The organism is Pseudomonas gingeri (assembly GCF_013386115.1).
In the GTDB taxonomy this organism is placed as follows: Bacteria; Pseudomonadota; Gammaproteobacteria; order Pseudomonadales; family Pseudomonadaceae; genus Aquipseudomonas; species Aquipseudomonas gingeri.
In genome coordinates this window covers 539,489-564,879 of record NZ_JACAOR010000013.1, presented here as the reverse complement: position 1 = coordinate 564,879, position 25,391 = coordinate 539,489, and the positions used below count along the sequence as shown (strand labels likewise).

The window sequence follows — 25,391 nt, the reverse complement described above, 5'->3', positions numbered from 1 at the left end:
TCTCACAACAATCGTCGCCGCTCTCATGCCTAAAACACCCCTTGCCAGTCGTCCCCACGATCACTCTCACTGCGTGCACAGCGCGCTGTCCGAGGCCGATGCCCTGTGCGCGCGGCAAGGCCTGCGCCTGACCGCCCTGCGGCGGCGGGTGCTGGAACTGGTGTGGCAGAGCCACAAGCCACTGGGCGCCTACGACATCCTCGCCGTACTCAGCGAGCAGGACGGACGCCGCGCCGCGCCACCAACGGTCTACCGGGCGCTGGACTTCCTCCTGGACAACGGCCTGGTCCATCGCATCGCCTCGCTCAACGCCTTTGTCGGCTGCAACAATCCGGAGCACGCCCACCAGGGCCAGTTCCTGATCTGTCGCAGTTGCCACGCGGCCATCGAGCTCGAACAGAAGGCCATCAGCGACGCGATCATCCAGGGCGCCAGGGATGTCGGCTTCATCGTCGAAGCCCAGACCGTCGAAGTGGTCGGGCTCTGCTCGGGCTGCCAGGGGGCCTGATGAGCACTGCGCTGATTCGCCTTGAGCAGGTGGGCGTGACCTTTGCCGGGCAGAACGTGCTCGACAACATTCACCTGAGCGTCGAACCCCGGCAGATCGTCACCCTGATCGGCCCCAACGGTGCCGGCAAGACCACTCTGGTACGCGCCGTGCTCGGCCTGCTCAAGCCCGACCGCGGCAGTGTCTGGCGCAAGCCGAAGCTGCGGGTCGGCTACATGCCGCAGAAGCTGCACGTCGATCCGACCCTGCCGCTGTCGGTGCTGCGGTTCCTGCGGCTGGTGCCGGGGGTCGACCGTGCCCGGGCGCTGGCCGCCCTGGGCGAAGTCGGTGCCGAACAGGTGATCGACAGTCCGGTGCAAAGCATCTCCGGCGGCGAAATGCAGCGCGTGCTGCTGGCCCGGGCGCTGTTGCGCGAACCCGAGCTGCTGGTGCTCGACGAACCGGTGCAGGGCGTCGACGTCGCGGGGCAAGCCGAGCTCTACAGCCTGATCACCCGGTTGCGCGACCGCCATGGCTGCGGCGTGCTGATGGTCTCCCACGACCTGCACCTGGTGATGAGCACCACCGACCAGGTGGTCTGCCTCAACCGTCATGTCTGCTGCTCCGGCCATCCCGAGCAGGTCAGCGGCGACCCGGCCTTCGTCGAGCTGTTCGGCAAGAACGCGCAGAGCCTGGCGATCTATCACCACCATCATGACCACGCCCACGACCTGCATGGCGCGGTGGTCAGCGAAGAGGCCCCGGCGGCCCACGTCCACGTTCACGGAGATAGCTGCAAGCATGGCTGATTTTCTGCTCTACGCCCTGCTCGCAGGCCTGGCCCTGGCGCTGGTGGCGGGCCCGCTGGGCTCGTTCGTGGTCTGGCGGCGCATGGCCTATTTCGGCGACACCCTGTCCCACGCCGCCTTGCTCGGCGTGGCCCTGGGCTTTCTGCTGGATGTCAGCCCGACCCTGGCCGTGACCGTCGGCTGCCTGCTGCTGGCGGTGCTGCTGGTGACCCTGCAACAGCGCCAGCCACTGGCTTCCGACACGCTGCTGGGGATTCTCGCCCCCAGCACCCTGTCCCTTGGCCTGGTGGTCCTGAGCTTCATGCACGAAGTGCGCATCGACCTGATGGCCTACCTGTTCGGCGACCTGCTGGCGATCAGCAGCACCGACCTGGCCTGGATCCTCGGCGGCAGCGCGGCGGTGCTGGTACTGCTGGTCAGCCTCTGGCGGCCGCTGCTGGCGATCACCGTGCACGAGGAACTGGCGACGGTCGAAGGCCTGCCGGTCGCGACCCTGCGCATGGCCCTTATGCTGCTGATCGCCGTGGTGATCGCGGTGGCGATGAAGATCGTCGGCGTGCTGTTGATCACCTCGCTGCTGATCATTCCGGCGGCGGCGGCCCAGCGTCATGCCCGCTCACCGGAACAGATGGCCCTCGGCGCCAGCGTCCTGGGGATGCTCGCGGTATGCGGCGGGCTGGCGCTTTCCTGGTTCAAGGACACCCCCGCCGGCCCGTCGATCGTGGTCACCGCCGCCGGGCTGTTTCTGCTGAGTTTTGTCCTGCCACGCAGAGGGGTGTAGACTTGCTCGTTTTTTGCGCAATTAGAGAGTCGCAGGAATGAAGCTGTCCGCCTCCCGTTATCTGCTCCTTGTCGCATTTTCCCTGCTGTTGGGTGCGTGCCAAAGCACCCCGCCGGCCGCTACCGCAGTGCCCGATGCCCGGGCCACGGCGATTGCTGCGCTGGAGCAGAACATCAACAGCAACGAGCTGGCCACCGCCGAAGATCAACTGGCCGCCTTGCAGGCGCAGTCTGCGGACGACCCGCAGTTGGTGCCCTACCAGCGGCAACTGGCCGAAGCCTATCTGCAACGCAGCCAGATCGTGCTGCAGAAGGGTGACGTCAATGCTGCCGCCACCGCCCTGAGCCGCGCCCGGGCCCTGATGCCTAAGGCCCCGGCCCTGACCGGCGGGGTCAACGGCGCCATTGCCCAGGCGCGCAAGGCCGAGCTGGAGAAAGCCGAAGCCGCCCTCAAGGCCGCCGAAGCCAGGCCGGCTGCCCGGCTGATCGATCCCAGCGCCGAAAACAGCACCATCGCCCTGAATATCCAGGACATCGCGCAACTGCGCAAACAGATGGATGCGCTGGCGGCGGACGTGGTCAATTACCAGTGCGCGGTCACCTTCCAGGTCCCGCGCACCCTGGATTACCCGTGGCTGGCGACCCTGCTGGAGAAACGGGTGAAGAAGCTCGACCCTGGCTTCGCCTTGCAGATGGACAAGCAGATCGACCGGCAGGTGCAGGCCCAGGTGGTCTTGAGCCCGCGCAAGCCCTGAGCCCTGCACCGCCCATCCGGACGCCATCGCCAGCAAGCCGGCTCCTACAGGAGGTTTGTGTCGTCCGCCAAACCGGTGTTCGCCACAACGCCCTGTGGGAGCTGGCTTGCCAGCGATGAGGCCCTGAAGCTTTGCATCGCCTGATCGGCCGCCATCGCCGGCAAGCCGGCTCCCACAACCCCGCTCTCAAGCCGGCACGGCCTTGGCCCGTTCCTCGCGCTCCCAGACCCGGTGCTGGGCCAGCGCCGCGACGAACGCCTTGAGCGTCTTGGCATCGCTGCCGACGATCAACCCCGAGTCCGCCTGCAGATGCAGGACCTCCAGCAACTGCTTCGCCTCCCCGTGCAGGACAATCGCCTTCAGGTGCTTGTAGGCCTCCAGCACGTAGTGCAGGGCCACGCCGTTGCCGGCGAGGGCCTTGACCGACGCCGCGCCACCGGGCACGTAGACCCCGTCGAAGGCGACTGACGGCAAGCCTTCCATCGAACCATCCACCGCCAGGCTCTTGCCATCGGCCGTGGTCACCGGCGCCGACGTCGGCCCGAGCAGCCGGGCATGGGCGCCCTCTGCCGCCAGCAGCTTCTTCAGCGCCGCGATCGCCGCACCATCGACACCGTTGGCCGCCAGGATCGCCACCTTGCGCGTCTTGATATTCCCCGGCAGCAGGTTCGCCTGGCTCAACGCCGGCGACCGCGCCAGGTCGGTCTTGCGCGGCGTCACGGTGCCGCTTTTCGGCGCAGGCAGGCCGAGGTTGGCAGCGACACGCCCGGCCAGTTCCAGGTCGATATTGGCCAGGATCTCGTTGACCTGGCGGGCGCGGATGGCTTCCCGCTCGACCTTGCCCAGCTCAAAGCTGTAGGCGGCAATGATGTGTTCCTTCTCATGGCGGCTCATGCTGTTGAAGAACAGCCGCGCCTGGGAGAAGTGATCGCCGAAGGACTCGCTGCGCTGGCGGATCTTGGCCGCGTCGATCCGCTCCGGATAACTCTCGAAGCCGCCGTCACGGGCAGCAGGCGGGGTTTCCTTCGGCCAGCCGCCGTCGATCGAGTTGGGCTCGTAGGCGGCCCGCCCCCTGTCGATCACCGTGCGGTGCTGGGCATCGCGCTGGCTGCTGTGGAAGGGCGCCACGGGCCGGTTGATGGGGATCTCGTGGAAGTTCGGGCCGCCCAATCGGCTGATCTGCGTATCGGTATAGGAAAACAGCCGGCCCTGCAGCAGCGGGTCGTTGGAAAAGTCGATCCCCGGCACGATATGCCCCGGACAGAACGCCACCTGCTCGGTCTCGGCGAAGAAATTGTCCGGGTTGCGGTTGAGCACCATCTTGCCCAGTGGTGTGATCGGCACCAGTTCCTCGGGGACCAGCTTGGTCGGGTCGAGGATATCGAAGTCGAACGCGTGCTCGTCCTCCTCGGCAATGATCTGCACGCCGAACTCCCACTCGGGGTAGTCGCCGCTTTCAATCGACTCCCAGAGGTCGCGGCGATGGAAATCGGTGTCCTTGCCCGCCAGCTTCTGTGCTTCGTCCCACACCAGCGAACAGGTGCCGACCGTGGGGCGCCAGTGGAACTTGACGAAACTCGAGCGGCCCTCGGCATTGATCAGGCGGAAGGTATGCACGCCAAAACCCTGCATGGCCCGCAGGCTTTTCGGGATCGCCCGGTCGGACATGGCCCAGATCACCATGTGCGCCGACTCCGGCACCAGCGAGACGAAGTCCCAGAAGGTGTCGTGGGCCGAGCCCCCCGTGGGTATTTCGTTGTGGGGTTCGGGTTTGACGGCATGGACGAAGTCGGGGAACTTGATCGCATCCTGGATGAAGAACACCGGCATGTTGTTGCCGACCAGGTCGAAGTTGCCCTCTTCGGTGAAGAACTTCACCGCGAAACCGCGCACGTCGCGCACCGTATCGCCTGAGCCGCGCGGGCCCTGGACCGTGGAGAAACGCACGAAGACCGGCGTCTTGAGCGTCGGGTCCTGGAGGAAGCCGGCCTTGGTCAGCGCCCCATGGTTGCCGTAGCTCTGGAAATAACCATGGGCCGCCGTACCCCGGGCGTGAACGATGCGCTCGGGAATCCGCTCATGGTCGAAATGCGTGATCTTTTCACGCATGATGAAGTCTTCCAGCAGGGAAGGCCCCCGCGCGCCGGCCTTCAGGGTGTTCTGGTTATCGGCGACCTTGACCCCCTGGTTGGTGCGCAAGGCCTGCCCGGTGGCATCCGAGCGGAAGGGCTCGAGGCTTTCGAGCTTGTCATTGCTGTTGCCGCGATCCAGGGTAGCGGTTCCCGCCAGCTGGCTCTTGGTGGCCGCGCGCTGGGTAGCAGGGGTTTTCTTGGTACTCATCAGACAGACTCCTCGTTTGCAGTCGCCCGGCCATACCGGACAATGGGCGAGATTCGAGTTGCCTTAGGAGTGACTGCCGCCGATTTGCGCCGTTCCTTTTTTCTGACCATTGATCGCGTTATTGCCAAATGACAGGTTGAATGCGAAATAAATGCTAATCGCCTCTATACGGACAGGCTAAAATGCGCGCCCGGCTAACCGCTGACCCATTTCCATTGCGCCCCACAAGGTTCGCTACGTGATCGAGTTTCATAACGTCCATAAAACCTACCGGGTCGCCGGTAAGGATATTCCCGCCCTGCATCCGACGAGCCTGCGTGTCGAGGATGGCCAGGTGTTCGGCCTGATCGGTCATTCCGGCGCGGGCAAAAGTACCCTGCTGCGCCTGATCAACCGCCTGGAAGCTCCCAGCGGCGGTACGATCACGGTGGACGGTGAGGAAGTCACCGCCCTCGACGCCGGCGGCCTGCGGCGCTTCCGCCAGCAGGTCGGGATGATCTTCCAGCACTTCAATCTGCTGGCCTCCAAGACCGTCGCCGACAACGTCGCGCTGCCGCTGACCCTGGCCGGTGAACTGTCCCGTCGGGAAATCGACCAGCGCGTCGCCGAGCTGCTGCAGCGCGTCGGCCTGTCCGACCACGCGAAGAAGTACCCGGCCCAGTTGTCCGGCGGCCAGAAGCAGCGCGTCGGCATTGCCCGCGCCCTGGCGACCAAGCCGAAGATCCTGCTGTGCGACGAGGCCACCAGTGCCCTCGACCCGCAGACCACCGCGTCGGTCCTGCAACTGCTGGCCGAGATCAACCGCGAACTGAAACTGACCATCGTGCTGATCACCCATGAGATGGATGTGATCCGTCGGGTCTGCGACGTGGTCGGCGTGATGGACGCCGGGGTGATCGTCGAGCAGGGGCCGGTGGCGCAGGTGTTCCTGCACCCCAAGCACCCGACCACCCGACGCTTCGTGCAGGAAGACGAACAGATCGACGAAAGCGAGCAGCGAGACGACTTCGCCCATGTGCCGGGCCGCATCGTGCGCCTGACCTTCCAGGGCGACGCCACCTACGCGCCCCTGCTGGGCACCGTCGCCCGTGAAACCGGCGTCGACTACAGCATCCTCGCCGGGCGCATCGACCGCATCAAGGACACCCCTTATGGGCAACTGACGCTCGCCGTCACCGGCGGCGACATGGACGCAGCGTTCGCCCGCTTCACCGCGGCGGACGTCCATATGGAGGTACTGCGCTGATGGACCTGTTTCTGAGCTTTTTCGCCAATATCGACTGGGCGGACATCTGGGAAGCCACCGGCGACACGATGCTGATGCTGGGCGGCTCGCTGCTGTTCACCGTGCTGCTCGGCCTGCCGCTGGGCGTGCTGCTGTTCCTGTGCAGCCCGCGCCAGCTGCTGGAACACAAGGCGACCTATGGGGCCCTGGCCTTCGTGGTGAACGTGGTGCGTTCGCTGCCGTTCATCATCCTGCTGATCGTGCTGATCCCCACCACCGTATTCCTCACCGGCACGTCGCTGGGCGTGGCCGGTGCCATTCCGCCGCTGGTGATCGGTGCCGCACCGTTCTTCGCGCGCCTGGTGGAAACCGCGCTGCGGGAAGTCGATCGCGGCATTATCGAAGCGACCCAGGCCATGGGCGCGACCACCCGCCAGATCGTCTTCAATGCCTTGTTGCCGGAAGCCCGCCCGGGCATCCTGGCGGCCATTACCGTGACCACCATCACCCTCGTGGGCTACACCGCCATGGCCGGTGTGGTCGGCGCCGGCGGCCTCGGCGACCTGGCGATCCGCTATGGTTATCAGCGCTTCCAGAACGATGTCATGCTGGTGACCGTGGTCATGCTGGTGGTACTGGTCCAGGTACTGCAGACCATCGGCGACAAGCTGGTGGCACGCTTCTCCCGTAAATGACCATCGTCAATAAAAACACGCTTTAGCAACCTGGAATCAGCCGGCGTCACGTCGGCAGGTGCCTGCTCACATGGAGTCGTAAGATGAAAAAACTGCTTGCTGCCTTTGCCGCCGTCGCGGCGTTCTCCGCCCATGCCGCCGAGACCCTGAGCGTTGCCGCCACGCCGGTGCCCCACGCGGAAATCCTCGAGTTCATCAAGCCGACGCTGGCCAAGGAAGGCGTGGACCTGAAGGTCAAGGTCTTCACCGACTACGTGCAGCCGAACGTGCAAGTGGCCGAGAAACGCCTGGACGCCAACTTCTTCCAGCACCAGCCGTACCTCGATGAATTCAACAAGGCCAAGGGCACCCACCTGATCAGCATCGCTGCGGTGCACGTGGAGCCGCTGGGCGCCTACTCCAGCAAGTACAAGAAACTCGAAGACCTGCCGGGCGGCGCCACCGTGGTGATTCCGAACGACGCCACCAACGGTGGCCGTGCGCTGTTGCTGCTGCAGAAGGCCGGCCTGATCAAGCTGAAGGATCCGACCAACATCCTGTCGACGCCGAAAGACATCAGCGAAAACAGCAAGGACCTGAAGATCCGCGAGCTGGAAGCCGCGACCCTGCCGCGCGTGCTGACCCAGGTCGACCTGGCGCTGATCAACACCAACTACGCCCTGGAAGCCAAGCTCGATCCGTCCAAGGACGCGCTGTACATCGAAGGTGCCGACTCGCCATACGTGAACATCCTGGTGGGCCGCGAGGACGACAAGGATTCGGACGCCATGAAGAAGCTGGTCACGGCGCTGCACAGCCCTGAAGTGAAAGCCTTCATCCTCGAGAAGTACAAGGGCTCGATCGTTCCAGCGTTCTAAGCCACAGGCTGATACCCGGCCGGACAAAATACCCTGGGGGGCGATGAGGCCCTTCAGGACGCCACGATCGTTCCCACGCTCCGCGTGGGAACGCCGCCCGCGACGCTCTGCGTCACAACAGCAGACGCTCCGCGCGGGAACGATCAGCTTCACTCAGGCACTCCAGCAGGCAATCCAGTGCCGGCTGGCGCTGGGCGCGGCGCAACACCGCGATCAGCTGACGTTCGAAGGTCAGCTCACCCAACTCGATCACCCGCAACTGATCCGCCCGCTGCAACCACAGCCCGGCCCTAGGCACCAACGACACCCCCAGTCCGCACTCCACCATCCGCGCAATCGCCTCGATCTCGTCCAGCTCCAGCACATCGCGCACCTGGATCCGTTGTTCGCGCAGAAACTGGCTGACCAGGCGACCGCCGAACGAACCCCGGTCATAGCGTACGAACGGCTGCTCGGCGAGCAGTTGCAACGGATCGTCGCCCGCCAGTTGCAACGGCGCGATCAGCACAAAGGCCTCGCGGGCCAGCGGGATCGCCAGCAACTCCTTGGGCAGCTCGAAGGGCGGCTTGATCAGCAGCGCCAGGTCCAGCTCGCCGGCATCGACCTGGCTCAACAGATTCAGCGACACCCCCGGCACCAGCTTCAGGTCGACCCGTGGCGCCGCCTGCCGAAACCTCGGCAGGGCCTGGGGCAGCAGGCCGGTCTGGACCGTGGCGATGGCACCGATGCGCAGCTCGCCCTGCCATTCCGCCGCGGCAGTGGGCAAGGCCATCGCGCCATACAACGCGAGGATCTGCTCGGCCAGCGGCAGCGCATGGCGTCCGGCGGCATTCAGCACCGCCGCGCGGCCACTGCGGTCGAACAGGCGTACGCCCAGGTGCTGCTCGAGCACGCGCATCTGCGCGCTGACCGCCGACTGGGTCAAGCCGAGCTGCTGGCCGGCCGCGACGAAGGTGCCTTCCCGGGACACGCGGATAAAGGTCTTGAGTTCACGCAGCATGGAACACTTACCTAGCAAAATTATTTGGGCTCGACGGCAAGAATATGCGCTTTTCAACAAAATAATCGTCTCTAGACTGAAAGCTCATTTCCTTTTCCGGTATCCGCCATGGCGCTCTCTCCCTTTCATCTGGCAATCCCCGTCCATGACCTGGCCGCGGCCCGACATTTCTACGGCGACGTGTTCGGCTGCCCGGAAGGACGCAGCAGCGACCATTGGGTGGACTTCGATTTCTTCGGCCATCAGTTGGTGATCCACCACCAGGCCAGGAACGCCGCCCAGGAACAGGCACTGAGCAACCCGGTGGACGGCCACGATGTGCCGGTGCCGCATTTCGGCGTGGTGCTGGAGTGGGAGACGTGGGAGGCCCTGGCCGAGCGTCTGAAGGCCAGGGAGACGCGATTCGCGATCGAACCCTACGTGCGTTTCAAGGGGCAGGTGGGTGAGCAGGCCACCATGTTCCTGTTCGACCCGTGCGGCAATGCGCTGGAGTTCAAGGCCTTCAGGGATATCGGGCAGATGTTTGCCAAGTGATCGGCAGAGGCCTCCAGGGCCTTTTCGCGGGCAAGCCCGCTCCCACAGGTTCCTCAGGGCCCCTCAATATCCAGGAAAACTTGAACATCATGGGAGCGGACCCGGCAGCCCTGCGCACAAATATTGTGGGAGGGAGCCGGGCGGCACTCCGCGCTAACTATTGTGGGAGCGGGCTTGCCCGCGAAAGGGCCGGCCCTGCCACCCCATCTATTGGCGCTTGAGCAGCTCCGGTAACTGCGCCACCAGTTTCTGGTTGTTCAACGGTGCGCGGATAAAGCCGCGCTGGCTGCCATCGGGCCCGACGATCGCCAGGTTGCCGCTGTGATCGACGGTGTAGTTCGGCTTGCTGGTATCGGCCGGGATAAACGGAATGCTCACCGCGTTCGCCAGCTTTTGCAGGTCCTCGATGGAGGACGCCGTCAGCCCCTTGAACTCGGGGTCGAAGTAGCCCAGGTACTGCTTGAGCTGCTTGGGGTTGTCCCGATTGGGGTCGACGCTGACCAGGACGATCTGCAGCTTGCCGACGATGTCCTTAGGCAATTCGCTCTTGATCTGGCGCAACTGGGCGAGGGTGGTCGGGCAGATGTCCGGGCAGAAGGTGTAGCCGAAGAACAGCATCGTCCACTTGTCCTTCAACTGGTTGACCTGCACCGGCTGGCCGTCCTGGTCGGTCATCTTCACATCCGGCAGGGAGCGGCTTTGCGGCAGCAGGATAATCCCCGCGTCGATCATCGCCGTGGGATCGCCCTGGCCCTTGCCACTCAGGACCTTGTTGACCGTCAGCCCCAGGACCAGGGCCACCAGCGCGACGAGAATAAAGACGGTTTTCTGGGTTCGAGTCATAGATTCAACAATAGGTAGTGATCGACAAGCAGCGCGATAAACAGCAGGAACAAGTAGTAGATAGAGTACTTGAAGGTGTTGATCGCCGCATGCGGCTGGATGCCACGGTACAGCACCCAAGCCCATTGCAGGAAGCGCGCGCCGAGGCCCAGCGCGCAGAGCAGGTAGAGCACGCCGCTCATGTGGATCACGAACGGCAGCAGGCTGACCGCCAGCAGGGCAAAGGTGTACAGCAGGATATGCACCTTGGTGTACTGCTCGCCATGGGTCACCGGCAGCATCGGGATATCGGCCTTGGCATATTCCTCCTTGCGGTGGATCGCCAGGGCCCAGAAGTGCGGTGGCGTCCAGGCGAAGATGATCAGCACCAGCAACAGCGGCTCGGCACTCACATGCCCCGTCGCCGCGACCCAGCCCAGCAACGGCGGTGCCGCCCCGGCCAGGCCGCCGATCACGATGTTCTGCGGCGTGGCGCGCTTGAGGAAACCGGTGTAGATCACCGCGTAGCCGAGCAGCGAGGCGAGGGTCAGCCAGGCCGTCAGCGGGTTGGTGAACGCCAGCAGCACGGCCTGCCCGAGCACTGCCAGGAGCAGGGCGAAGGTCAGCGCCGCCAGTGGCGATACCCGTCCTTCGGCAAGCGGCCGTTTGTGGGTCCGCGCCATGACCGCGTCGATGCGCCGGTCCACCACATGATTGACCACCGCCGCGCCGCCCGCGCACAGGCCGATGCCCAGGTTGCCGAACACCAGCACTGTCCAGGGTACGCCGGCACGGGTCGCGAGAAACATGCCCACCAGCGAGGTGATCAGCATCAACACCACCACCTTGGGCTTGGTCAGCTCCAGATAGTCGCGCCAGATCGCCTGGCGGTGACGCTCACTGACTACAGTCGCCATGGCATTTCTCCTTTTATTGTTATCGGACCGTGGGCGGGTTTGCGCGGGCTGAGCCGCCAGCGCACGGGAGCCTGTTGCCGGACCCGGACCAGGGCGGTCCGTGCGTGGTAGTTGATCAGCACCAGGGTCAGCAGCAGGGCGGCGCCGCCGGCGTTGTGGGCCACGGCCACCGGCAGTGGCAAATGGAAGTAGACGTTGCTCAGGCCCAGGCAGATCTGTGCCGCCAGGGCGATCAGCAGCAGCCCGGCCAGCCGGGTCATGCCGACCAGCCGCAACTGCCAGGCCAGCCCCAGCAGCACCAGCGTCACCAGCAGGGCGCCGATACGGTGGGTCAGGTGGATCGCCGTGCGGGCATCGCTGTCCAGCTGGCCGCCGAGATAGTTCGGACCGATATGCTGGGTCAGGTGGAAACCGTTGGCGAAGTCCGCTTGCGGCCACCATTGGCCGTGACAGGTCGGCAGGTCGATGCAGGCCACGGCGGCATAGTTGGAACTGACCCAGCCACCCAGGGCGATCTGCAGGATCACCAGCAACAGTCCGGCCGTCGCCCAGCGTTGCAGCCGTCGCGGCACGGCCAGTGCCGGCAGCACGCCGGACAGGCGCAAGGTCAGCAGGAACAACAGGCTCAAGGTGGCAAAGCCGCCCAGCAGATGCCCGGTCACCACCTGCGGCCAGAGCTTGAGGGTGACCGTCCACATGCCGAACGCGGCCTGGGCGAACACCACCGCCAGGAGAAACAGCGGCAACTTCAGCGGCTGCCCCTCGCGCCGCCGCTCCATCCAGGAACGGGCCGCCAGCACGACGATCAGCAGCCCGAGGGTCCCGGCGAAATAGCGGTGGATCATCTCGTTCCAGCCCTTGTGGGCCTCGACCGGCGTATCGGGGAAGTGCAGCTCGGCATGGGCCAGCTGGGCCTCGCTCTTGGGCACGCTGATAAAGCCGTAGCAGCCCGGCCAGTCCGGACAGCCGAGGCCGGCATGGGTCAGGCGGGTATAGGCGCCGAGCAGCACGACGATCAGTGCCAGCAGGGTGGCGAACAAGGCGAGGCGAAATCCAGGTTTGGCCATGACGATGCCCTTATCCGATATTCGACAGTTTCAGCAGCTGGCGCAGGTCGTTGAGCAAGTCCTTGCCCTTGACCCGGGCGTCGTAGCGCAGCACCAGGTTGCCGTGGGGATCGATGATCCACAGCTGCGGCGCGCCATTGCCACGGGCTTCCCGGGTGTAGGCGGGAAGGTCGAGCGGGTAGCGTTGCAGTTGCGGGTATTCGCGTTGCAGCTTGGCGGCATAGTCGCTGTCCAGCGGCTGCGCGGTCGCCAGGGCGTGGCTGGCGCGGGAAGCGTCACGACCCAGGCCGATCTGGATCTGCCGCGCCAGGTAGACCAGTTGCTGGCAATCCACCGAGCACTCCTGGGGCGCCGTCACCAGCATCTGCCAGCGTTGCTCGTCGGCCTGCACGCCGAGGTCGGCACGGCCCTGGCCATTGCCGATCAGCTCGCCGTGATAACTGCGGCTCTCCGGCACCCAGAACTGCAGCTTGTACATGCCGGTGGCAAGGATCATCGGGCCGATGACCATCAGCACGATCAGGATCAACTGCCAGCGCCCACGGGCGCGTCCCCCCGGCTGCCGGGCTTCAGCTGTGTTGAGTCGATTCATGGCCGCTCCCATGGTGTTTCTCCCTTGCGTTATGCCATCCGAGGTAGAGGTAAAGGCCGAACAGCGCCAGGGCCATGGCGAACCACTGCACGGCATAGGCGAGGTGTTTCTCCGGGCCCATGCCTTCGGCCACCACCGGCCAGCCGGTTTCATAGGCACCGGGGCCGGGCTCCTGGCGCAGCTCGTAGGCGAAGCCTTCACGACCCAGTTCCGTCCACAGCTTGCCGGGCTCGATCGTCGTCACCACGCGCGGCCAGGGTGCGTTCAGCGGGTCGGCATGGAGCTGGAAGGTGGCGCCCGGGGCGACATAGACCCAGGCGTCGATATTCAGCGCCTGTTCGGGCGTGCCGAAGACCGGCGGCGTGCGCCGTTCCGGCCAGGGCAGCCAGCCGCGGTTGACCAGCAACCAGAGCCCGCTGGCCTGGTCGTGAAACGGCTGGATCAGCTCGACGCCGACCTGGCCATTACGCACCCGGTTATCCAGCAGGTAGCTGTGCCCGGCATCGAACTGGCCGCGCAGTTGCACGCGGCGAAAGGCCGGGTCGGCACTGCCCTTCAACTGCTCGCCACTCAACGGCTCGGCCGTGCGGCGCTGGGCATAACTTTCCAGCAGCACGCGCTTCTGCTCGCCCCGTCCCAACTGCCAGAAACCCAGCAGCACCAGCAGCGGCAGCAACACCAGCACCACCAGGGTCGGTGCCATGCCGGGGCGAAAGCGCCTCACGACGGCACCCCATTGGCAGCATTCGGACTCGCTATACTCAAGTACACGCGCATCTCCCCCGGAGTCTCACCATGCTCAAAGCGGCGATAGTCCTGATGCTGATAGCCACGGTTGTGAGCCTGTTCAGCGGCCTGTTTTTTCTGGTCAAGGACGAAGGACCGTCTCACCGCCTGCTTACCGCGCTGACGGTGCGGGTCGGTCTCGCCGTCGCCACCCTGGCGTTGATCACCTGGGGCTTCTACAGCGGCCAGCTGGTATCCAACGCCCCCTGGTAACGGCGCCGCGTCTACAGCACGTAGACGAAAACGAACAGGCCGATCCAGACCACATCGACGAAGTGCCAGTACCAGCTCGCCGCCTCGAAGCCGAACTGATGCTCGGCGTTGAAGTGCCCGCGCATGACCCGTACCAGCATCACGAACAGGATCAGCGTGCCGATGGTCACGTGGGCGCCGTGGAACCCGGTGAGCATGAAGAACGTCGCGCCATAGATGCCCGAGCCCAGGGTCAGGCCCAGTTCGTGGTAGGCGTGGAGGTATTCCTCGGCCTGGAAGCCGAGGAACGCCAGCCCCAGCAGCACCGTCAGCGCCAGCCAGATCTTCAGCGCCCCGCGATGGCCTTTCTTCAAGGCATGGTGGGCGATGGTGACCGTCACGCTGGAACTGACCAGCAGGATGGTATTGAGCAGTGGCAGGCCCCACGGGCTGATGGTGGCCTTGGGCGGCGGGAAGAGTTTCGAGTCCGGGTTCTGCAGCAGCGGCCAGACGTTCTGGAAGTCCGGCCAGAGCATATGCGCCAGGCCCTTGGCACCGCCTTCGCCGGCCAGCCATGGCACCGACATGTGCCGCACGTAAAACAGCGCGCCGAAGAACGCGATGAAGAACATCACCTCGGAAAAGATGAACCAGCTCATGCCCCAGCGGAACGAACGGTCCATCTGGGCGCTGTAGAGACCGGCGCGGCTTTCCTTGATCACCGTGCCGAACCAGCCGAACAGCATGTAGGCCAGCAGCAGTCCGCCGACAAAGAAGATCAGCGGGCCATGGGATTCCGGGCGCGCCGCCTTCAGGTCGTTGAACCAGGTGCCCAGGCCATAGACAGTGGTCAGCATGCCCAGCGTGGCAATGATCGGCCATTTGCTCTGGGCGGGAACGTAGTAATGCTCGTGGGTTGGAGTTGCCATTTTATTGTTCTCCTTATCGGGCACGCTGGATGGCCTACCCGCCCGAGTGGGCCACGGGTGGGTTGCGGGCAGTGATATCGAACAGCGTGTAGGCCAGCGTCAGGTGCTTCACGTCCTTGGGCATGTCACGATCAACGATGAAACGTACCGGCATCTCGATCCGCTGCCCGGGTTGCAGCGTCTGCTGGGTAAAGCAGAAGCACTCGGTCTTGTGGAAGTACATCGCCGCATTGCCGGGTGAAATGCTCGGGATCGCCTGGGCCTTCATCACATGGTCGGTGGGGTTGTAGGCGATGAAGATCATTTCGTTGACCGCGCCGGGATTGACGCTGATCTGGTCGGCCTTGGGATAGAACTCCCAGACCATGTCCACGGCATTGGTCGAGAGGAACTGCACCCCGACCCTGCGCGATGCATCCACCACCTGTTCGCCCTCGTACTGGCCGGCGGTCTTGCCGTTGATGCCGAAGGCCTTGCACATCACGTCGTAGATCGGCACCAGGGCGAAGCCGAAGGCAAACATCGCCACCACCACCAGCAGCAGGCGCGTGACCAGGCGCTTGAGTGCGATCGAGTCGCTCATCGGACAGCCCTCCGTGTCATTTCACTTCCGGTGGCGTGGTGAAGGTGTGGTACGGCGCCGGCGACGGGATATTCCACTCCAGCCCTTCGGCCCCGTCCCATGGCTTGGCCGGAGCCACCGGACCGCCACGGATGCACTTGATCACGATGAACAGGAACAGCAGCTGGGTGGTGCCGAACATGAAGCCGCCGATCGACGAAACCATGTTGAAATCGGCGAACTGCAGGTTGTAGTCCGGGATCCGCCGCGGCATGCCCGCCAGTCCCACGAAGTGCATCGGGAAGAAGGTCAGGTTCATGCCGACGAACGACAGCCAGAAGTGCAGCTTGCCGAGGGTTTCGTCGTACATGTGGCCGGTCCATTTCGGCAGCCAGTAGTAGGTCGAGGCGAAGATCCCGAAGATCGCCCCCGGCACCAGCACGTAGTGGAAGTGCGCCACCACGAAGTAGGTGTCCTGGTACTGGAAGTCCGCCGGGGCGATCGCCAGCATCAGGCCGGAGAAACCGCCGATGGAAAACAGGATGACGAACGCCACGGCGAACAGCATCGGCGTCTCGAAGGTCAGCGAGCCTTGCCACATGGTACTGACCCAGTTGAACACCTTGACCCCGGTCGGCACCGCGATCAGCAGCGTGGCGTACATGAAGAACAGCTCGCCCACCAGCGGGATGCCGACCACGAACATGTGGTGCGCCCAGACGATGAACGACAGGAACGCGATGCTCGCCGTGGCGTAGACCATCGACGTGTAGCCGAACAGCGGCTTGCGCGAGAAGGTCGGGATGATCGAGCTGACGGCACCGAAGGCCGGCAGGATCATGATGTACACCTCGGGATGACCGAAGAACCAGAACACGTGCTGGAACAGCACCGGGTCACCACCGCCGGCGGCACTGAAGAAGCTGGTGCCGAAGTGGATGTCCATCAGCATCATGGTCACGCAACCGGCCAGTACCGGCATTACCGCGATCAGCAGGAAGGCGGTGATCAGCCAGGTCCAGACGAACAGCGGCATCTTCATCAGCGTCATGCCCGGGGCACGCAGGTTGAGGATGGTCGAGACCACGTTGATCGCGCCCATGATCGAACTGATGCCCATCAGGTGGATGGCAAAGATGAAGTAGGTCACGCTTTCCGGCGCGTAGGTTGTCGACAGCGGGGCATAGAACGTCCAGCCGAAGTTAGGTCCGCCGCCGGCGGTGAACAGGGTCGACACCAGCAACAGGAAGGCCGCGGGCAACAACCAGAAACTGAAGTTGTTCATCCGTGGCAGGGCCATGTCCGGCGCCCCGATCATCAGCGGGATCATCCAGTTGGCGAGGCCGACGAAGGCCGGCATCACCGCGCCGAAGACCATCACCAGGCCATGCATGGTGGTCATCTGGTTGAAGAACGCCGGCTGCACGATCTGCAATCCGGGCTGGAACAGCTCGGCACGGATCACCATGGCGAACGATCCGCCCAGCAGGAACATGGCGAAGCTGAACCACAGGTACAGCGTGCCGATATCCTTGTGGTTGGTGGTCAGCACCCAGCGCATCAAACCCTTGGCGGGGCCGTGGGCGTGGTCGCCGGCATGGCCATGGTCATCGATCACAGCACTCATGTCCTGTCTCCTGCAAACGGTTGAACCGGGCGGCCGGGGCATGACCCAGGCCAGTTCAGGGCACACGTCATTGACCTGGTCATTTGCTTTCCGCCTGTTTCAGGGCCAGCACGTCTTTCGGCGTGACCATGTCGCCCTTGTTGTTGCCCCAGGCATTACGCTCGTAGGTGACAACCGCGGCGATATCGACTTCGGAGAGCTGTTTGCCGAAGGCCGCCATGGCGGTGCCCGGCTTGCCGTGATAGACGAGGCTCAGGTGACCCTCTTTCGGTCCGGTGGCGATTTTCGAGCCCTTGAGGGCCGGGAACATCGGCGGCAGGCCCTGGCCTTCGGCCTGGTGACAGGCCACGCAGGTGGTGTGGTAGACCTTGTCGCCACGGGCCACCAGCTCGTCGAGGGTCCATTCCTTGGTGGTCAGCTCCTTGAGCTTGGCCGCTTCGGCCTTGCGCTCGCCGAGCCAGGTGTCGTAGTCGGCCTTGGACTTCACCTCGACCACGATCGGCATGAAGCCGTGATCCTTGCCGCACAGCTCGGCGCACTGCCCACGGTAGATGCCCGGCTTGTCGACCTTGGTCCAGGCCTCGTTGACGAAACCGGGGATCGCATCGCGCTTGACCGCGAAGGCCGGCACCCACCAGGAGTGGATCACGTCGGCGGCGGTCACCAGGAAACGCACCTTGACGCCCGCCGGCAGCACCAGCGGCTGGTCGACTTCGAGCAGGTAGTGCTCGCCCTTGGCGGCCTGGTTGTGGATCTGTTCGGCGGGCGTGGCGAGGTTGCTGAAGAACTCGACATCCTGGCCCAGGTACTTGTAGTGCCACTTCCACTGATATCCGGTGATCTGGATGTCCACATCCGATTCACTGGCGTCGTACATCTTGATCAGCGTGGCGGTTGCCGGGATCGCCATGGCCACCAGGATCAGGAAAGGCACGATGGTCCAGAGGATTTCCACCGTGGTGCTTTCGTGAAATTTGGCGGCGACCTGCCCGGTGGAACGGCGGTGAAGGATCATCGACCAGAACATGGCACCAAAGACGATGACGCCAATGACCACACAGATCCAGAAGATGGTCATGTGCAGATCGAAGACCGCGTGGCTTACCTCGGTTGCCCCTTGGGTCATATTCGTGGTCCAGGCGGCTTGTGCCTGGCTGAATAACGACCACAACAGGAGGCCCATCCAGACCCGTGGATGTCGCATCATTGCGGGTTCCCCTTATCGTTCTTGTTATCCCGCCGGCTTTCACCTGGGGCAAAGGGGAATGGTCGGACTACGCAAGCGGACCATTCGGTCTTGCCGGAACATGCAGCCGGGCGTCATCAGCTAACTCCATACAAAACCGAGTATAGACAGCGACCGGGACCACGCAACGCGATAAGGAAAATGAACCGGTGATTGGGCCAGAGGCCACGGACGGCGTGGGATAGCGAGAAATGATGGCAAACCGATATAACGCAGACATATAACCATGAAATAATTATGACAAATACGTCTTAGCAACTTTTATAACCCAGCTACCTTATGTTCTCCCTTTTCCCTTTGTTTTCCATCCTGGAGCCTTCATGAACACCGCCGCATTGCGCGAGCAGATACAACGTGCACATCAACACGAGGCCGCTACCGGTCAATTGACGCGCCAACTGGAAGTACAGTTGCCGCACCTTCATCCCGCCATTCAACTACCGGAAGTCGATGCCCAGGGAGTCATGACCCGGTTTGTCACCGCTTATATCGATCTGGTCCCGGACCTGCTGGATGCCGCCAATGAAGTTGCCCGTGAAGCGGGTATCGAGTCGCAGATCAAGCCGGTGCTGAAAATCGCCGAGCAGTTTTTCCTGCAACCGCCGACGATCCTCGATGGCCATGTCGGTCTCGACAGCCTGCTGGACGAGGCGTACCTGGCACATCGCCTGGTGGAAGAGGTCAACGATCTGTACATCGTGCATTTCGGCCAGTCGCTGATCCCGTTGAACACCACCGTGGCCAACCTGATCGCCCACCAGCTGATCGGCGAGGACTTCGCCAACCAACTGGATGAAGCGGTGCACCATGCCGTCGATGAAATGCTCGACGAAGAAAGCTTTGCCCTTGAATCGGTGGAAGCCTACCGCGACCGCCTCAACGACCCGGACACCGAGGCCGCGTGGAAGCGCTGGCCGTGCCTGTCCCGCCAACTGGGCGTAGAGCTGGAACTGGAACAGCCAGCCGCCTGACCTTGCCGCTGCGCACTAAGCCGTCGACCCGATACCGGTCGTAGTGCGCAGGCGACCCTCCAGACGCCGTTTCAACCCTCGGGATTCGATCACCAGCCGCGAACCCTTGGCTGCGTTGGCACGTCCCCATTCCTCAAGCAGCTCCAGGCAGGAATGGTCGATATACGTCAGGTTGTTCAGCGGCACATGCACCGTGCTGCCTGGCGGCACCGTCGCCAGCACCTGGGTCAGCGCCGGGACCTTGAGGAAGGTCGCCGCCCCCGTCAGTCGCAGCTCCTTTTCCCCCTCGCCCGGCAAATCCACCAGGCTGACTTTCAGTCGCGAGGCCTTCCATGCCAGTTTCGCCAGGGTCAGGCCGAAGCCAATCAGCACACCGGTCAACAGGTCGGTGAAAATGATCGCCAGCGCCGTGACCGCGTAGGTCAGCATCGGCATCCGCCCGTAGCGCGACAAGCCCCGATAGACCTTGAGGTCCACCAGTTTCAGCCCGGTGTAGACCAGCACGCCCGCCAGGCTCGCCACCGGAATGCTTTGCAGCACGCTGGACAGCAACAGCACGAAGGCCAGCAGCCAGAGGCCGTGGAATATCGTCGACAGGCGAGTCCGCGCGCCGGCCTGGACGTTGGCCGAACTGCGCACGATCACGCCGGTCATGGGCAACGCGCCGAGCAGGCCGCAGAGCATGTTGCCAATCCCCTGGGCCGACAGTTCACGGTCGAAATCGGAGCGCTGGCCGTCGTGCATGCGGTCTACCGCCGCCGCCGACAGCAGGGTTTCGGCACTGGCGATAAAGGCCACGGCAAAGGCCGCTATCAACAGCGCCGGATCCGCCAGGTTGAGCAGGTCCGCCGGGCGCAACCAGTCGATGGCCTGCGCCAGGTTATCCGGCACCTCCACCCGCTTGACCGGCAAGGCCAGCAACAGGCTCACCAGTGTCGCCAGGCCCACGCCGAGCAGGGCGCCCGGCACGAAGCGCAGGGCATGGGGCTTGAACTTCTCCCACAGCCACATCACCAGGATCGTCAGCAAGCCCAGCAGACCGGCCTGCCAGCCAAGGCCGCCGCCGACCATCGGCAAGGCCTTGCCCAGGGCTTCGGGAAAGCCCAGCAGATTGTCCAGGCCCGAGGGCAGGGGAGCGCCGTCGAACATCACATGGATCTGCGAGAGCACGATCAGCACGCCGATCCCGGCGAGCATGCCGTACACCACCGCCGGGGCGGTGACCCGGAACCAGCAGCCCAGGCGCAGGCGCCCGGCGATCAGTTGCAACAAGCCCGCCAGCAGCAGGATCGGTCCCAGCATGGCGATACCGTGCTGGCGCACCAGTTCGAACACCAGCACCGCCAGCCCGGCGGCCGGACCGCTGACCTGCAACGGCGAACCCGCCAGCCAGCCGACCACCAGGCCACCGACAATCCCGGTGATCAAGCCCTTGGCCGGCGGCATGCCGGAAGCAATGGCGATGCCCATGCATAACGGCAGGGCCACCAGGAATACGACCACGGAAGCCAGCAGCTCCCGGGGTAAAACAGCTTTCAGTTGTGCTGCACGCATGATGAATCTCCTGAGGATTTCTTCAGGCATGGCAAAGCCAGACCGCTCTATGGCAGTCGTGGCAGAACCCTATCGATTGAGAAAAGCTTCAGGCTTCAGAAGCGGGCCTTGGGCGTCGCGCTCGGGATTGGACGAGTGCCGTCCAGAGGCAGGAAACAGCCCCGATCCGCGTCATAGGCTTTGATTTCGCTGGTTTCGATGTTGTAGATCCAGCCGTGGATGAACAGGTGCCCGTTGGCCATGCGCGAGGCCACCGACGGATGGGTGCGCAAATGCTGCAACTGGGCGATCACGTTTTCCTCGGTCAGCACCTGCATGCTTTCGCCTTCATTGGCGCAATCGCAGTTTTCCTGGACCATGGTCTTCGCCACTTCGGCGTGACGCAACCAGGCTTTGACCGTCGGCATCTTTTCCAGGCTTTCGGGGGTCAGCACCGCGCGCATCGCCCCGCAGTCCGAATGCCCGCAGACGATGATGTGCTGCACGCCAAGGGCCAGCACGGCGTATTCGATAGCGGTCGAGACGCCACCGTTCATCTGCCCGTAGGGCGGCACCACGTTGCCGACATTGCGGGTGACGAACAGGTCGCCGGGGGAGCTCTGGGTGATCAGTTCGGGAACGATGCGCGAGTCGGCACAGGTAATGAACATGGCCCGCGGTTGCTGCGCCGTGGCGAGCTTCTTGAAGAGTTCTTGCTGCTGCGGAAAGACTTCATGATGAAAATGCAGAAAGCCATCGACGATATGCTGCAGTGCTGCATCGGCGCTTTCGGTCTCGGGGAGCGCTGAAGCCGACGCAGCCAATGGCTGTTTATCCTTGTCACTCATGATTCATCCTCTTTTCTGACGGATTGAAGGGGATTTTCCTGATTTGGCTTGCTCAGAGCCAGCGTTCTTCGGGTCAGCACGCCCGATTCCTTGAACACTGCCTGTCATTTGTAGGAAACAGGCGAAATCACCATACCCTCAAAAACTTAACTCAAACTGAATCAGAGGCTCTAGGACGGGTGTTCCACATCGCTCGAAGGATTTCCCCTACAACCGATAAAGACAATCGGAAAGCCACGCTACTCCTGCTCCAGCAGCTTACGTCAGAGCAGTGACATCTGCGCTCCCGGCGGGCAGAAAAGACTGCAATCGAGGTTGAATCCTTCCCGGCGGTTCAACCCGAGGCGCTTGAGGGCCTTGGCGAAGCGCTGGGCCAGCAGGTCGGCGAACGGACCTTCACCACGCATCCGCGCACCGAAACGGCTGTCATACAATTCCCCGCCACGGCTCTGGCGAATCAGGCTCAGGACGTGGGCCGCACGCTGCGGGTAATGGGCCGCCAGCCATTCCTCGAACAGCGGCGCCACCTCCAGGGGCAGGCGCAGCATCATGTAGGCCGCGCTCTGGGCACCGGCGGCGTGGGCCTCGGTGAGCAGGCTTTCGATCTCGCTGTCGTTGATCATCGGAATCATCGGCGAGCACAGCACCCCGACCGGGATTCCCGCCTCGCGCATCACCCGGATAGCGCGCAAACGCGCCTTGGGGGCCGCCGCCCGGGGTTCGAGGATGCGCTTGAGCTCGTCGTCCAGGGTCGTGAGGCTGATCATCACCGCCACCAGCCGCTGCCGGGACAGTTCCACCAGCAGGTCGAGGTCCCGCAGGATCAGCGAGCCCTTGGTCACGATCGTCACCGGGTGCCGGTAGCGCAGCAGGACTTCGAGGGTACTCCGGGTCAACCGGTGCTCGCGCTCGATCGGCTGGTAGGGGTCGGTGTTGGAGCCCAGGTTGATCGGCGCGCAGCGATAACCCGGCTTCGACAACTGCTGTTCCAGCACCTGCGGCGCATTGCTCTTGGCGATCAGCCGCGTCTCGAAATCCAGGCCCGGCGACATGTCCCAGTAGGCATGGCTGGGCCGCGCATAGCAGTAGATGCAGCCATGCTCGCAGCCGCGGTAGGGATTGATGGAACGGTCGAAGGGCAGGTCGGGGGAGGTGTTGCGGGTGATGATGGTCTTCGCTGTCTCGATGCGCACCTCGGTGCCCTGGGTCAGCGGGACTTCCTGGTACCAGCCGTCGTCCTCGGCCACCGAGCGGTTCGGCGCGAAGCGGTTGTGCGGGTTGGTCGCCGTGCCACGGCCACGGGGCGGGAGAGGGGTGGACATTGGAGAATGCTCCATTACTGTATCTATATACAGTAATGGAGTCGGGCGATTCTGCCTAGCACCGTCGGGCAGGCGCCCCCGTCCCGATCACAAATCTTTGACGCCCGCCTCACAGGCTCTTGACCGACGCCAGGACATGCTGTGCCCATTGTCCCTCTCTCGGTCACTTTCCCATGTCGCTGCTCCGTACCCTCTCCACCCTTGGCCTGGCCCTGACCACCCTGCTCCTGCTGCCCCTGGCCCAGGCCGACAGCGCGCCCGCCGAACGTCCGGCGCAATGGGCCCAGCCCGTCGGCGACAAGTACAACCTCAACGAAATGAGCCCGACGCTCTACCGCAGCGCCCTGCCGGACAAGGACGCCTTGCCGCTGCTGGAGCGGTTGAAGATCGGCACGGTGATCAACTTCCTGCCGGAGTCGGACTCCAGCTGGCTGTTCGCGCCGGGCATCAAGCAGGTGCAACTGCCGTACCGGACCAACCACGTCGACGATGCCGACGTGCTGGCTGCGTTGCGGGCGATCAAGGACGCGCAGGCCAACGGCCCGGTGCTCATGCACTGCAAGCACGGCTCCGACCGCACCGGCCTGATGGCCGCCATGTACCGCGTGGTCGTCGAGGGCTGGAGCAAGGAAGACGCGCTGAGCGAGATGACCCAGGGCGGGTTCGGCGACAGCTCGCACTTCAAGGACGGCATCCGCTACATGATGAAGGCCGATATCGAGAAACTGCGCACGGCCCTGGCCAACGGCGATTGCAGCACCAGCCCATTTGCCACCTGCAACGTGCAGAACTGGTTCAAGTCGGCCAACGCCCACTGACCAGGGCAGGCCTGCCGCTGATCCAGGGCAGGGGTGCCTGAAGCTGCTCCAGCAGGAAGTCGATCAGCACCCGCACCTTCTCCGGCGGCTTGCGCGCCCCCTGGAACACCGCAAACACATCATGCAGCCCGAGGGGCGGATGATTCAGTTGCAGGGCCACCAGGCGGCCGTCCTGCAAATGCTGGTGCACCATGAACAAGGGCTTGTAGATGATGCCGTAGCCTTCGAGCGCAGCGGCAACGATCGCGTCACCGTTGTTGATGGACAAGGTCGCACGGATCGGCACCGAGCGTTCGCCCTGTGCCCCGAACGTCCACCGGCGCGGACCCAGGTGTTCCGAAAGCGTATAGCCGATGCAGTTATGGTTGATGAGTTCCTCGATCGTCGCGGGCACCCCGCGGCGCTCCAGGTAGCTGGGCGCCGCGCAGACCACCAGCTCGCAAGGAGCCAGGCGACGCGCGCGCAGGGTATTGCTTTTCAGCTTGCCGATCCGGATGACCAGATCCCACCCCTCCTCGACGAGGTCGACGCGCTTGTCGTCGAGGCTCAGGTCGATGTTCAGCCCGGGGTAACGCTGGGAGAACCCGGCCAGCAACGGCGCCAGGATCCGATGCCCGAACGACGCCGGGGCATTCAATCTCAGCAAGCCGCGTACGGCCGCGTCATCGGCAGCGGCGTCCTCTTCCAGCGCTTCGATATCCCGCAACACCCGCGTCACGCCCGCCAGATAACGCTCGCCGGCGGCAGTCAGTTTCAAGCCGCGGGTGCTGCGCAAAAACAGCTTGATATCGAGTTGCTGTTCGAGGGCGGCGATGTGCTTGGTGGCCAGCGTCTGGGAAATTGCCAGGGACCTGGCCGCCGCCGACAGGCTCCCGGAGGAGGCGACACGGGTAAAGATCTGCATTCCGGTGATTCGATCGAGCATGCTTTCCTCCTCGGGCAGCCCCCCTTGCCGCACGCTGACGGGCACCGCTGTCCGGCATCGATACTATGCCTTTTACGTGTGGTCCAGGCATACCCGGCTCACTCTGTAGGAGTGAGGCATTCCGCGCAAGGCGGCTCTTCTCCACACTGTCGGCGACGGCGATGATGAAAGGGCTGCCTTTGGCACAATGCCCTGAGAACGAGATCAAGCCATGCCTCTTTACCGTCGCCCGAAGCCCTCCTACCTCGCTGTCTGCGCCACCCTGAGCCTGTCGCTGGGCCTGCTGACGAGCCCGCCAGGCATGGCCGCGGAGCTGAGCCTGAAGTCGGCGACCGCCGCCATCGAGGCCGTCGGTCACGAACCGGCGTTCCACCCGGACCGGGTCGCCATCAGTATCGTCGATGCCGGTGGGCACCTGCTGTACTTCACCCGTCCCGCCAGCGTACCGAGCGGCATGGGCGATGCGGCGACCAAGAAGGCCCGGACCGCGGCCGCCTACGGCATGGATACGAAGGTGCTGGAGGATGCCGTGCAGCAGGGCAACACGACTTACCTGGGACTGCCGGGAATCCTTGCGCTACGGGGTGGGTTGCCGGTCCTTGCCCAAGGTCGGTTGCAGGGGGCCATCGGTGTCGCGGGGGCGAACTCCGATGACGATGCCGCACTGGCCGGGGCCATCCTCCAGGCGCTGGCCCGCTAGCGCACCACAGCCGAATGCCGGGACCGCTGCGCCGATAAAACAACAATAAACC

27 protein-coding genes are annotated in these 25,391 nt (G+C 64.0%); 12 read left to right on the top strand and 15 right to left on the bottom strand.

Annotated elements, in window-relative coordinates; genetic code table 11:
* Positions 1 to 25 precede the first annotated feature (25 nt).
* The 4 genes from zur to HX881_RS26705 are packed head-to-tail and all read left to right on the top strand — an operon-like array spanning position 26 to position 2,831.
* Complete coding sequence (gene zur / locus HX881_RS26720) at positions 26 to 508, top strand: zinc uptake transcriptional repressor Zur (protein ID WP_042936988.1); 483 nt, start codon at positions 26 to 28, stop codon at positions 506 to 508.
* Complete coding sequence (znuC, locus tag HX881_RS26715; protein WP_017129207.1) at positions 508 to 1,296, top strand: zinc ABC transporter ATP-binding protein ZnuC; 789 nt, start codon at positions 508 to 510, stop codon at positions 1,294 to 1,296. Before zur ends, znuC begins: the two co-directional genes overlap by 1 nt.
* Positions 1,289 to 2,077 (top strand): zinc ABC transporter permease subunit ZnuB, encoded by a 789-nt coding sequence (gene znuB, locus HX881_RS26710; protein ID WP_017129208.1) that lies wholly within the window; start codon positions 1,289 to 1,291, stop codon positions 2,075 to 2,077. Before znuC ends, znuB begins: the two co-directional genes overlap by 8 nt.
* A gap of 37 nt (positions 2,078 to 2,114) precedes the next feature.
* The gene (locus HX881_RS26705) at positions 2,115 to 2,831 is read left to right on the top strand and encodes a PA5502 family lipoprotein (protein ID WP_177087415.1); all 717 of its coding nucleotides are present in this window, start codon (positions 2,115 to 2,117) and stop codon (positions 2,829 to 2,831) included.
* Between the two features lie 186 nt (positions 2,832 to 3,017).
* On the opposite strand, the gene katE is transcribed toward HX881_RS26705, so the two are convergent.
* Positions 3,018 to 5,171: a catalase HPII gene (katE, locus tag HX881_RS26700; protein ID WP_177087413.1), complete on the bottom strand. Its 2,154-nt coding sequence runs from the start codon at positions 5,169 to 5,171 to the stop codon at positions 3,018 to 3,020.
* A gap of 238 nt (positions 5,172 to 5,409) precedes the next feature.
* Between katE and HX881_RS26695 the strand changes: the two genes are divergently transcribed.
* The 3 genes from HX881_RS26695 to HX881_RS26685 all read left to right on the top strand — a co-directional run bounded on the left by HX881_RS26695 (position 5,410) and on the right by HX881_RS26685 (position 7,948).
* Positions 5,410 to 6,417, top strand: coding sequence for a methionine ABC transporter ATP-binding protein (locus HX881_RS26695; RefSeq protein ID WP_017129210.1), 1,008 nt, complete (start codon positions 5,410 to 5,412; stop codon positions 6,415 to 6,417).
* Complete coding sequence (locus tag HX881_RS26690; RefSeq protein WP_017129211.1) at positions 6,417 to 7,091, top strand: methionine ABC transporter permease; 675 nt, start codon at positions 6,417 to 6,419, stop codon at positions 7,089 to 7,091. Before HX881_RS26695 ends, HX881_RS26690 begins: the two co-directional genes overlap by 1 nt.
* Positions 7,092 to 7,174: 83 nt before the next feature.
* Positions 7,175 to 7,948 (top strand): MetQ/NlpA family ABC transporter substrate-binding protein, encoded by a 774-nt coding sequence (locus HX881_RS26685; protein WP_177087412.1) that lies wholly within the window; start codon positions 7,175 to 7,177, stop codon positions 7,946 to 7,948.
* A 112-nt stretch (positions 7,949 to 8,060) separates the two neighbouring features.
* Here the strand turns inward: HX881_RS26685 and HX881_RS26680 are convergent, their stop codons facing one another.
* Positions 8,061 to 8,948 (bottom strand): LysR family transcriptional regulator, encoded by an 888-nt coding sequence (locus HX881_RS26680; RefSeq protein WP_177087410.1) that lies wholly within the window; start codon positions 8,946 to 8,948, stop codon positions 8,061 to 8,063.
* A gap of 108 nt (positions 8,949 to 9,056) precedes the next feature.
* On the opposite strand from HX881_RS26680, the gene HX881_RS26675 reads away from it, so the two are divergent.
* Positions 9,057 to 9,482, top strand: coding sequence for a VOC family protein (locus tag HX881_RS26675; protein WP_017129214.1), 426 nt, complete (start codon positions 9,057 to 9,059; stop codon positions 9,480 to 9,482).
* 207 nt (positions 9,483 to 9,689) lie between these two features.
* Here HX881_RS26675 and HX881_RS26670 read toward each other — a convergent pair whose 3' ends face one another.
* The 5 genes from HX881_RS26670 to HX881_RS26650 are packed head-to-tail and all read right to left on the bottom strand — an operon-like array spanning position 9,690 to position 13,604.
* Positions 9,690 to 10,325, bottom strand: coding sequence for an SCO family protein (locus HX881_RS26670; RefSeq protein ID WP_017129215.1), 636 nt, complete (start codon positions 10,323 to 10,325; stop codon positions 9,690 to 9,692).
* The gene (gene cyoE, locus HX881_RS26665; RefSeq protein WP_177062051.1) at positions 10,322 to 11,221 is read right to left on the bottom strand and encodes a heme o synthase; all 900 of its coding nucleotides are present in this window, start codon (positions 11,219 to 11,221) and stop codon (positions 10,322 to 10,324) included. Before cyoE ends, HX881_RS26670 begins: the two co-directional genes overlap by 4 nt.
* Positions 11,209 to 12,288 carry a COX15/CtaA family protein gene (locus tag HX881_RS26660; RefSeq protein WP_177087408.1) on the bottom strand — a complete coding sequence of 360 codons (1,080 nt, stop codon included), beginning with the start codon at positions 12,286 to 12,288 and terminating at the stop codon, positions 11,209 to 11,211. The genes cyoE and HX881_RS26660 overlap by 13 nt, the downstream gene beginning before the upstream one ends.
* A 10-nt stretch (positions 12,289 to 12,298) precedes the next feature.
* Positions 12,299 to 12,892: a hypothetical protein gene (locus HX881_RS26655; protein ID WP_042936994.1), complete on the bottom strand. Its 594-nt coding sequence runs from the start codon at positions 12,890 to 12,892 to the stop codon at positions 12,299 to 12,301.
* Positions 12,858 to 13,604, bottom strand: coding sequence for an SURF1 family cytochrome oxidase biogenesis protein (locus tag HX881_RS26650; protein ID WP_177087406.1), 747 nt, complete (start codon positions 13,602 to 13,604; stop codon positions 12,858 to 12,860). Before HX881_RS26650 ends, HX881_RS26655 begins: the two co-directional genes overlap by 35 nt.
* Before the next feature lie 71 nt (positions 13,605 to 13,675).
* On the opposite strand from HX881_RS26650, the gene HX881_RS26645 reads away from it, so the two are divergent.
* Positions 13,676 to 13,879 carry a twin transmembrane helix small protein gene (locus HX881_RS26645; protein WP_017129220.1) on the top strand — a complete coding sequence of 68 codons (204 nt, stop codon included), beginning with the start codon at positions 13,676 to 13,678 and terminating at the stop codon, positions 13,877 to 13,879.
* A gap of 11 nt (positions 13,880 to 13,890) precedes the next feature.
* Here HX881_RS26645 and HX881_RS26640 read toward each other — a convergent pair whose 3' ends face one another.
* From HX881_RS26640 to coxB, 4 genes are all read right to left on the bottom strand, one after another.
* Positions 13,891 to 14,787, bottom strand: coding sequence for a cytochrome c oxidase subunit 3 (locus HX881_RS26640; RefSeq protein ID WP_017129221.1), 897 nt, complete (start codon positions 14,785 to 14,787; stop codon positions 13,891 to 13,893).
* Positions 14,788 to 14,821: 34 nt separating this feature from the next.
* Positions 14,822 to 15,370 (bottom strand): cytochrome c oxidase assembly protein, encoded by a 549-nt coding sequence (locus HX881_RS26635; RefSeq protein WP_017129222.1) that lies wholly within the window; start codon positions 15,368 to 15,370, stop codon positions 14,822 to 14,824.
* A gap of 16 nt (positions 15,371 to 15,386) precedes the next feature.
* Positions 15,387 to 16,976: a cytochrome c oxidase subunit I gene (gene ctaD, locus HX881_RS26630; RefSeq protein ID WP_017129223.1), complete on the bottom strand. Its 1,590-nt coding sequence runs from the start codon at positions 16,974 to 16,976 to the stop codon at positions 15,387 to 15,389.
* Between the two features lie 79 nt (positions 16,977 to 17,055).
* On the bottom strand, positions 17,056 to 18,183 hold the full coding sequence (gene coxB / locus HX881_RS26625) for a cytochrome c oxidase subunit II (protein WP_042936996.1): 1,128 nt from the start codon (positions 18,181 to 18,183) through the stop codon (positions 17,056 to 17,058).
* Between the two features lie 359 nt (positions 18,184 to 18,542).
* Here coxB and HX881_RS26620 point away from each other — a divergent pair, with 359 nt between their 5' ends.
* Positions 18,543 to 19,193 (top strand): hypothetical protein, encoded by a 651-nt coding sequence (locus HX881_RS26620; RefSeq protein ID WP_017129225.1) that lies wholly within the window; start codon positions 18,543 to 18,545, stop codon positions 19,191 to 19,193.
* Positions 19,194 to 19,208: 15 nt separating this feature from the next.
* On the opposite strand, the gene HX881_RS26615 is transcribed toward HX881_RS26620, so the two are convergent.
* The 3 genes from HX881_RS26615 to HX881_RS26605 all read right to left on the bottom strand — a co-directional run bounded on the left by HX881_RS26615 (position 19,209) and on the right by HX881_RS26605 (position 22,896).
* Complete coding sequence (locus HX881_RS26615) at positions 19,209 to 20,747, bottom strand: SulP family inorganic anion transporter (RefSeq protein ID WP_177087404.1); 1,539 nt, start codon at positions 20,745 to 20,747, stop codon at positions 19,209 to 19,211.
* A gap of 95 nt (positions 20,748 to 20,842) precedes the next feature.
* Complete coding sequence (locus tag HX881_RS26610; RefSeq protein WP_017129227.1) at positions 20,843 to 21,574, bottom strand: carbonic anhydrase; 732 nt, start codon at positions 21,572 to 21,574, stop codon at positions 20,843 to 20,845.
* A 263-nt stretch (positions 21,575 to 21,837) separates the two neighbouring features.
* A complete protein-coding gene (locus HX881_RS26605; protein ID WP_177087402.1) occupies positions 21,838 to 22,896 on the bottom strand; it encodes a PA0069 family radical SAM protein in 1,059 nt (352 codons plus the stop codon).
* Between the two features lie 173 nt (positions 22,897 to 23,069).
* On the opposite strand from HX881_RS26605, the gene HX881_RS26600 reads away from it, so the two are divergent.
* A complete protein-coding gene (locus HX881_RS26600; protein ID WP_017129229.1) occupies positions 23,070 to 23,714 on the top strand; it encodes a phosphatase domain-containing protein in 645 nt (214 codons plus the stop codon).
* Here HX881_RS26600 and HX881_RS26595 read toward each other — a convergent pair.
* A complete protein-coding gene (locus tag HX881_RS26595; RefSeq protein ID WP_177087400.1) occupies positions 23,692 to 24,639 on the bottom strand; it encodes a LysR family transcriptional regulator in 948 nt (315 codons plus the stop codon). The two genes, HX881_RS26600 and HX881_RS26595, sit on opposite strands and share 23 nt — an antisense overlap.
* A 211-nt stretch (positions 24,640 to 24,850) precedes the next feature.
* Between HX881_RS26595 and HX881_RS26590 the strand changes: the two genes are divergently transcribed.
* On the top strand, positions 24,851 to 25,339 hold the full coding sequence (locus HX881_RS26590; protein ID WP_177087398.1) for a GlcG/HbpS family heme-binding protein: 489 nt from the start codon (positions 24,851 to 24,853) through the stop codon (positions 25,337 to 25,339).
* Positions 25,340 to 25,391 lie beyond the last annotated feature (52 nt).

Bases quoted from the DNA above. Each gene is read 5' to 3' on its own strand.
- HX881_RS26635 (WP_017129222.1), bottom strand. From the start codon at position 15,370: ATGAGCGACTCGATCGCACTCAAGCGCCTGGTCACGCGCCTGCTGCTG.
- HX881_RS26655 (WP_042936994.1), bottom strand. From the start codon at position 12,892: ATGGGAGCGGCCATGAATCGACTCAACACAGCTGAAGCCCGGCAGCCG.
- coxB (WP_042936996.1), bottom strand. From the start codon at position 18,183: ATGATGCGACATCCACGGGTCTGGATGGGCCTCCTGTTGTGGTCGTTA.
- HX881_RS26660 (WP_177087408.1), bottom strand. From the start codon at position 12,288: ATGGCCAAACCTGGATTTCGCCTCGCCTTGTTCGCCACCCTGCTGGCA.
- HX881_RS26620 (WP_017129225.1), top strand. From the start codon at position 18,543: ATGAACACCGCCGCATTGCGCGAGCAGATACAACGTGCACATCAACAC.
- HX881_RS26685 (WP_177087412.1), top strand. From the start codon at position 7,175: ATGAAAAAACTGCTTGCTGCCTTTGCCGCCGTCGCGGCGTTCTCCGCC.
- HX881_RS26600 (WP_017129229.1), top strand. From the start codon at position 23,070: ATGTCGCTGCTCCGTACCCTCTCCACCCTTGGCCTGGCCCTGACCACC.
- zur (WP_042936988.1), top strand. From the start codon at position 26: ATGCCTAAAACACCCCTTGCCAGTCGTCCCCACGATCACTCTCACTGC.
- cyoE (WP_177062051.1), bottom strand. From the start codon at position 11,221: ATGGCGACTGTAGTCAGTGAGCGTCACCGCCAGGCGATCTGGCGCGAC.
- znuC (WP_017129207.1), top strand. From the start codon at position 508: ATGAGCACTGCGCTGATTCGCCTTGAGCAGGTGGGCGTGACCTTTGCC.
- HX881_RS26615 (WP_177087404.1), bottom strand. From the start codon at position 20,747: ATGCGTGCAGCACAACTGAAAGCTGTTTTACCCCGGGAGCTGCTGGCT.
- HX881_RS26675 (WP_017129214.1), top strand. From the start codon at position 9,057: ATGGCGCTCTCTCCCTTTCATCTGGCAATCCCCGTCCATGACCTGGCC.
- HX881_RS26680 (WP_177087410.1), bottom strand. From the start codon at position 8,948: ATGCTGCGTGAACTCAAGACCTTTATCCGCGTGTCCCGGGAAGGCACC.
- znuB (WP_017129208.1), top strand. From the start codon at position 1,289: ATGGCTGATTTTCTGCTCTACGCCCTGCTCGCAGGCCTGGCCCTGGCG.
- HX881_RS26645 (WP_017129220.1), top strand. From the start codon at position 13,676: ATGCTCAAAGCGGCGATAGTCCTGATGCTGATAGCCACGGTTGTGAGC.
- ctaD (WP_017129223.1), bottom strand. From the start codon at position 16,976: ATGAGTGCTGTGATCGATGACCATGGCCATGCCGGCGACCACGCCCAC.
- HX881_RS26690 (WP_017129211.1), top strand. From the start codon at position 6,417: ATGGACCTGTTTCTGAGCTTTTTCGCCAATATCGACTGGGCGGACATC.
- HX881_RS26705 (WP_177087415.1), top strand. From the start codon at position 2,115: ATGAAGCTGTCCGCCTCCCGTTATCTGCTCCTTGTCGCATTTTCCCTG.
- HX881_RS26605 (WP_177087402.1), bottom strand. From the start codon at position 22,896: ATGTCCACCCCTCTCCCGCCCCGTGGCCGTGGCACGGCGACCAACCCG.
- HX881_RS26670 (WP_017129215.1), bottom strand. From the start codon at position 10,325: ATGACTCGAACCCAGAAAACCGTCTTTATTCTCGTCGCGCTGGTGGCC.
- HX881_RS26590 (WP_177087398.1), top strand. From the start codon at position 24,851: ATGCCTCTTTACCGTCGCCCGAAGCCCTCCTACCTCGCTGTCTGCGCC.
- HX881_RS26595 (WP_177087400.1), bottom strand. From the start codon at position 24,639: ATGCTCGATCGAATCACCGGAATGCAGATCTTTACCCGTGTCGCCTCC.
- katE (WP_177087413.1), bottom strand. From the start codon at position 5,171: ATGAGTACCAAGAAAACCCCTGCTACCCAGCGCGCGGCCACCAAGAGC.
- HX881_RS26640 (WP_017129221.1), bottom strand. From the start codon at position 14,787: ATGGCAACTCCAACCCACGAGCATTACTACGTTCCCGCCCAGAGCAAA.
- HX881_RS26610 (WP_017129227.1), bottom strand. From the start codon at position 21,574: ATGAGTGACAAGGATAAACAGCCATTGGCTGCGTCGGCTTCAGCGCTC.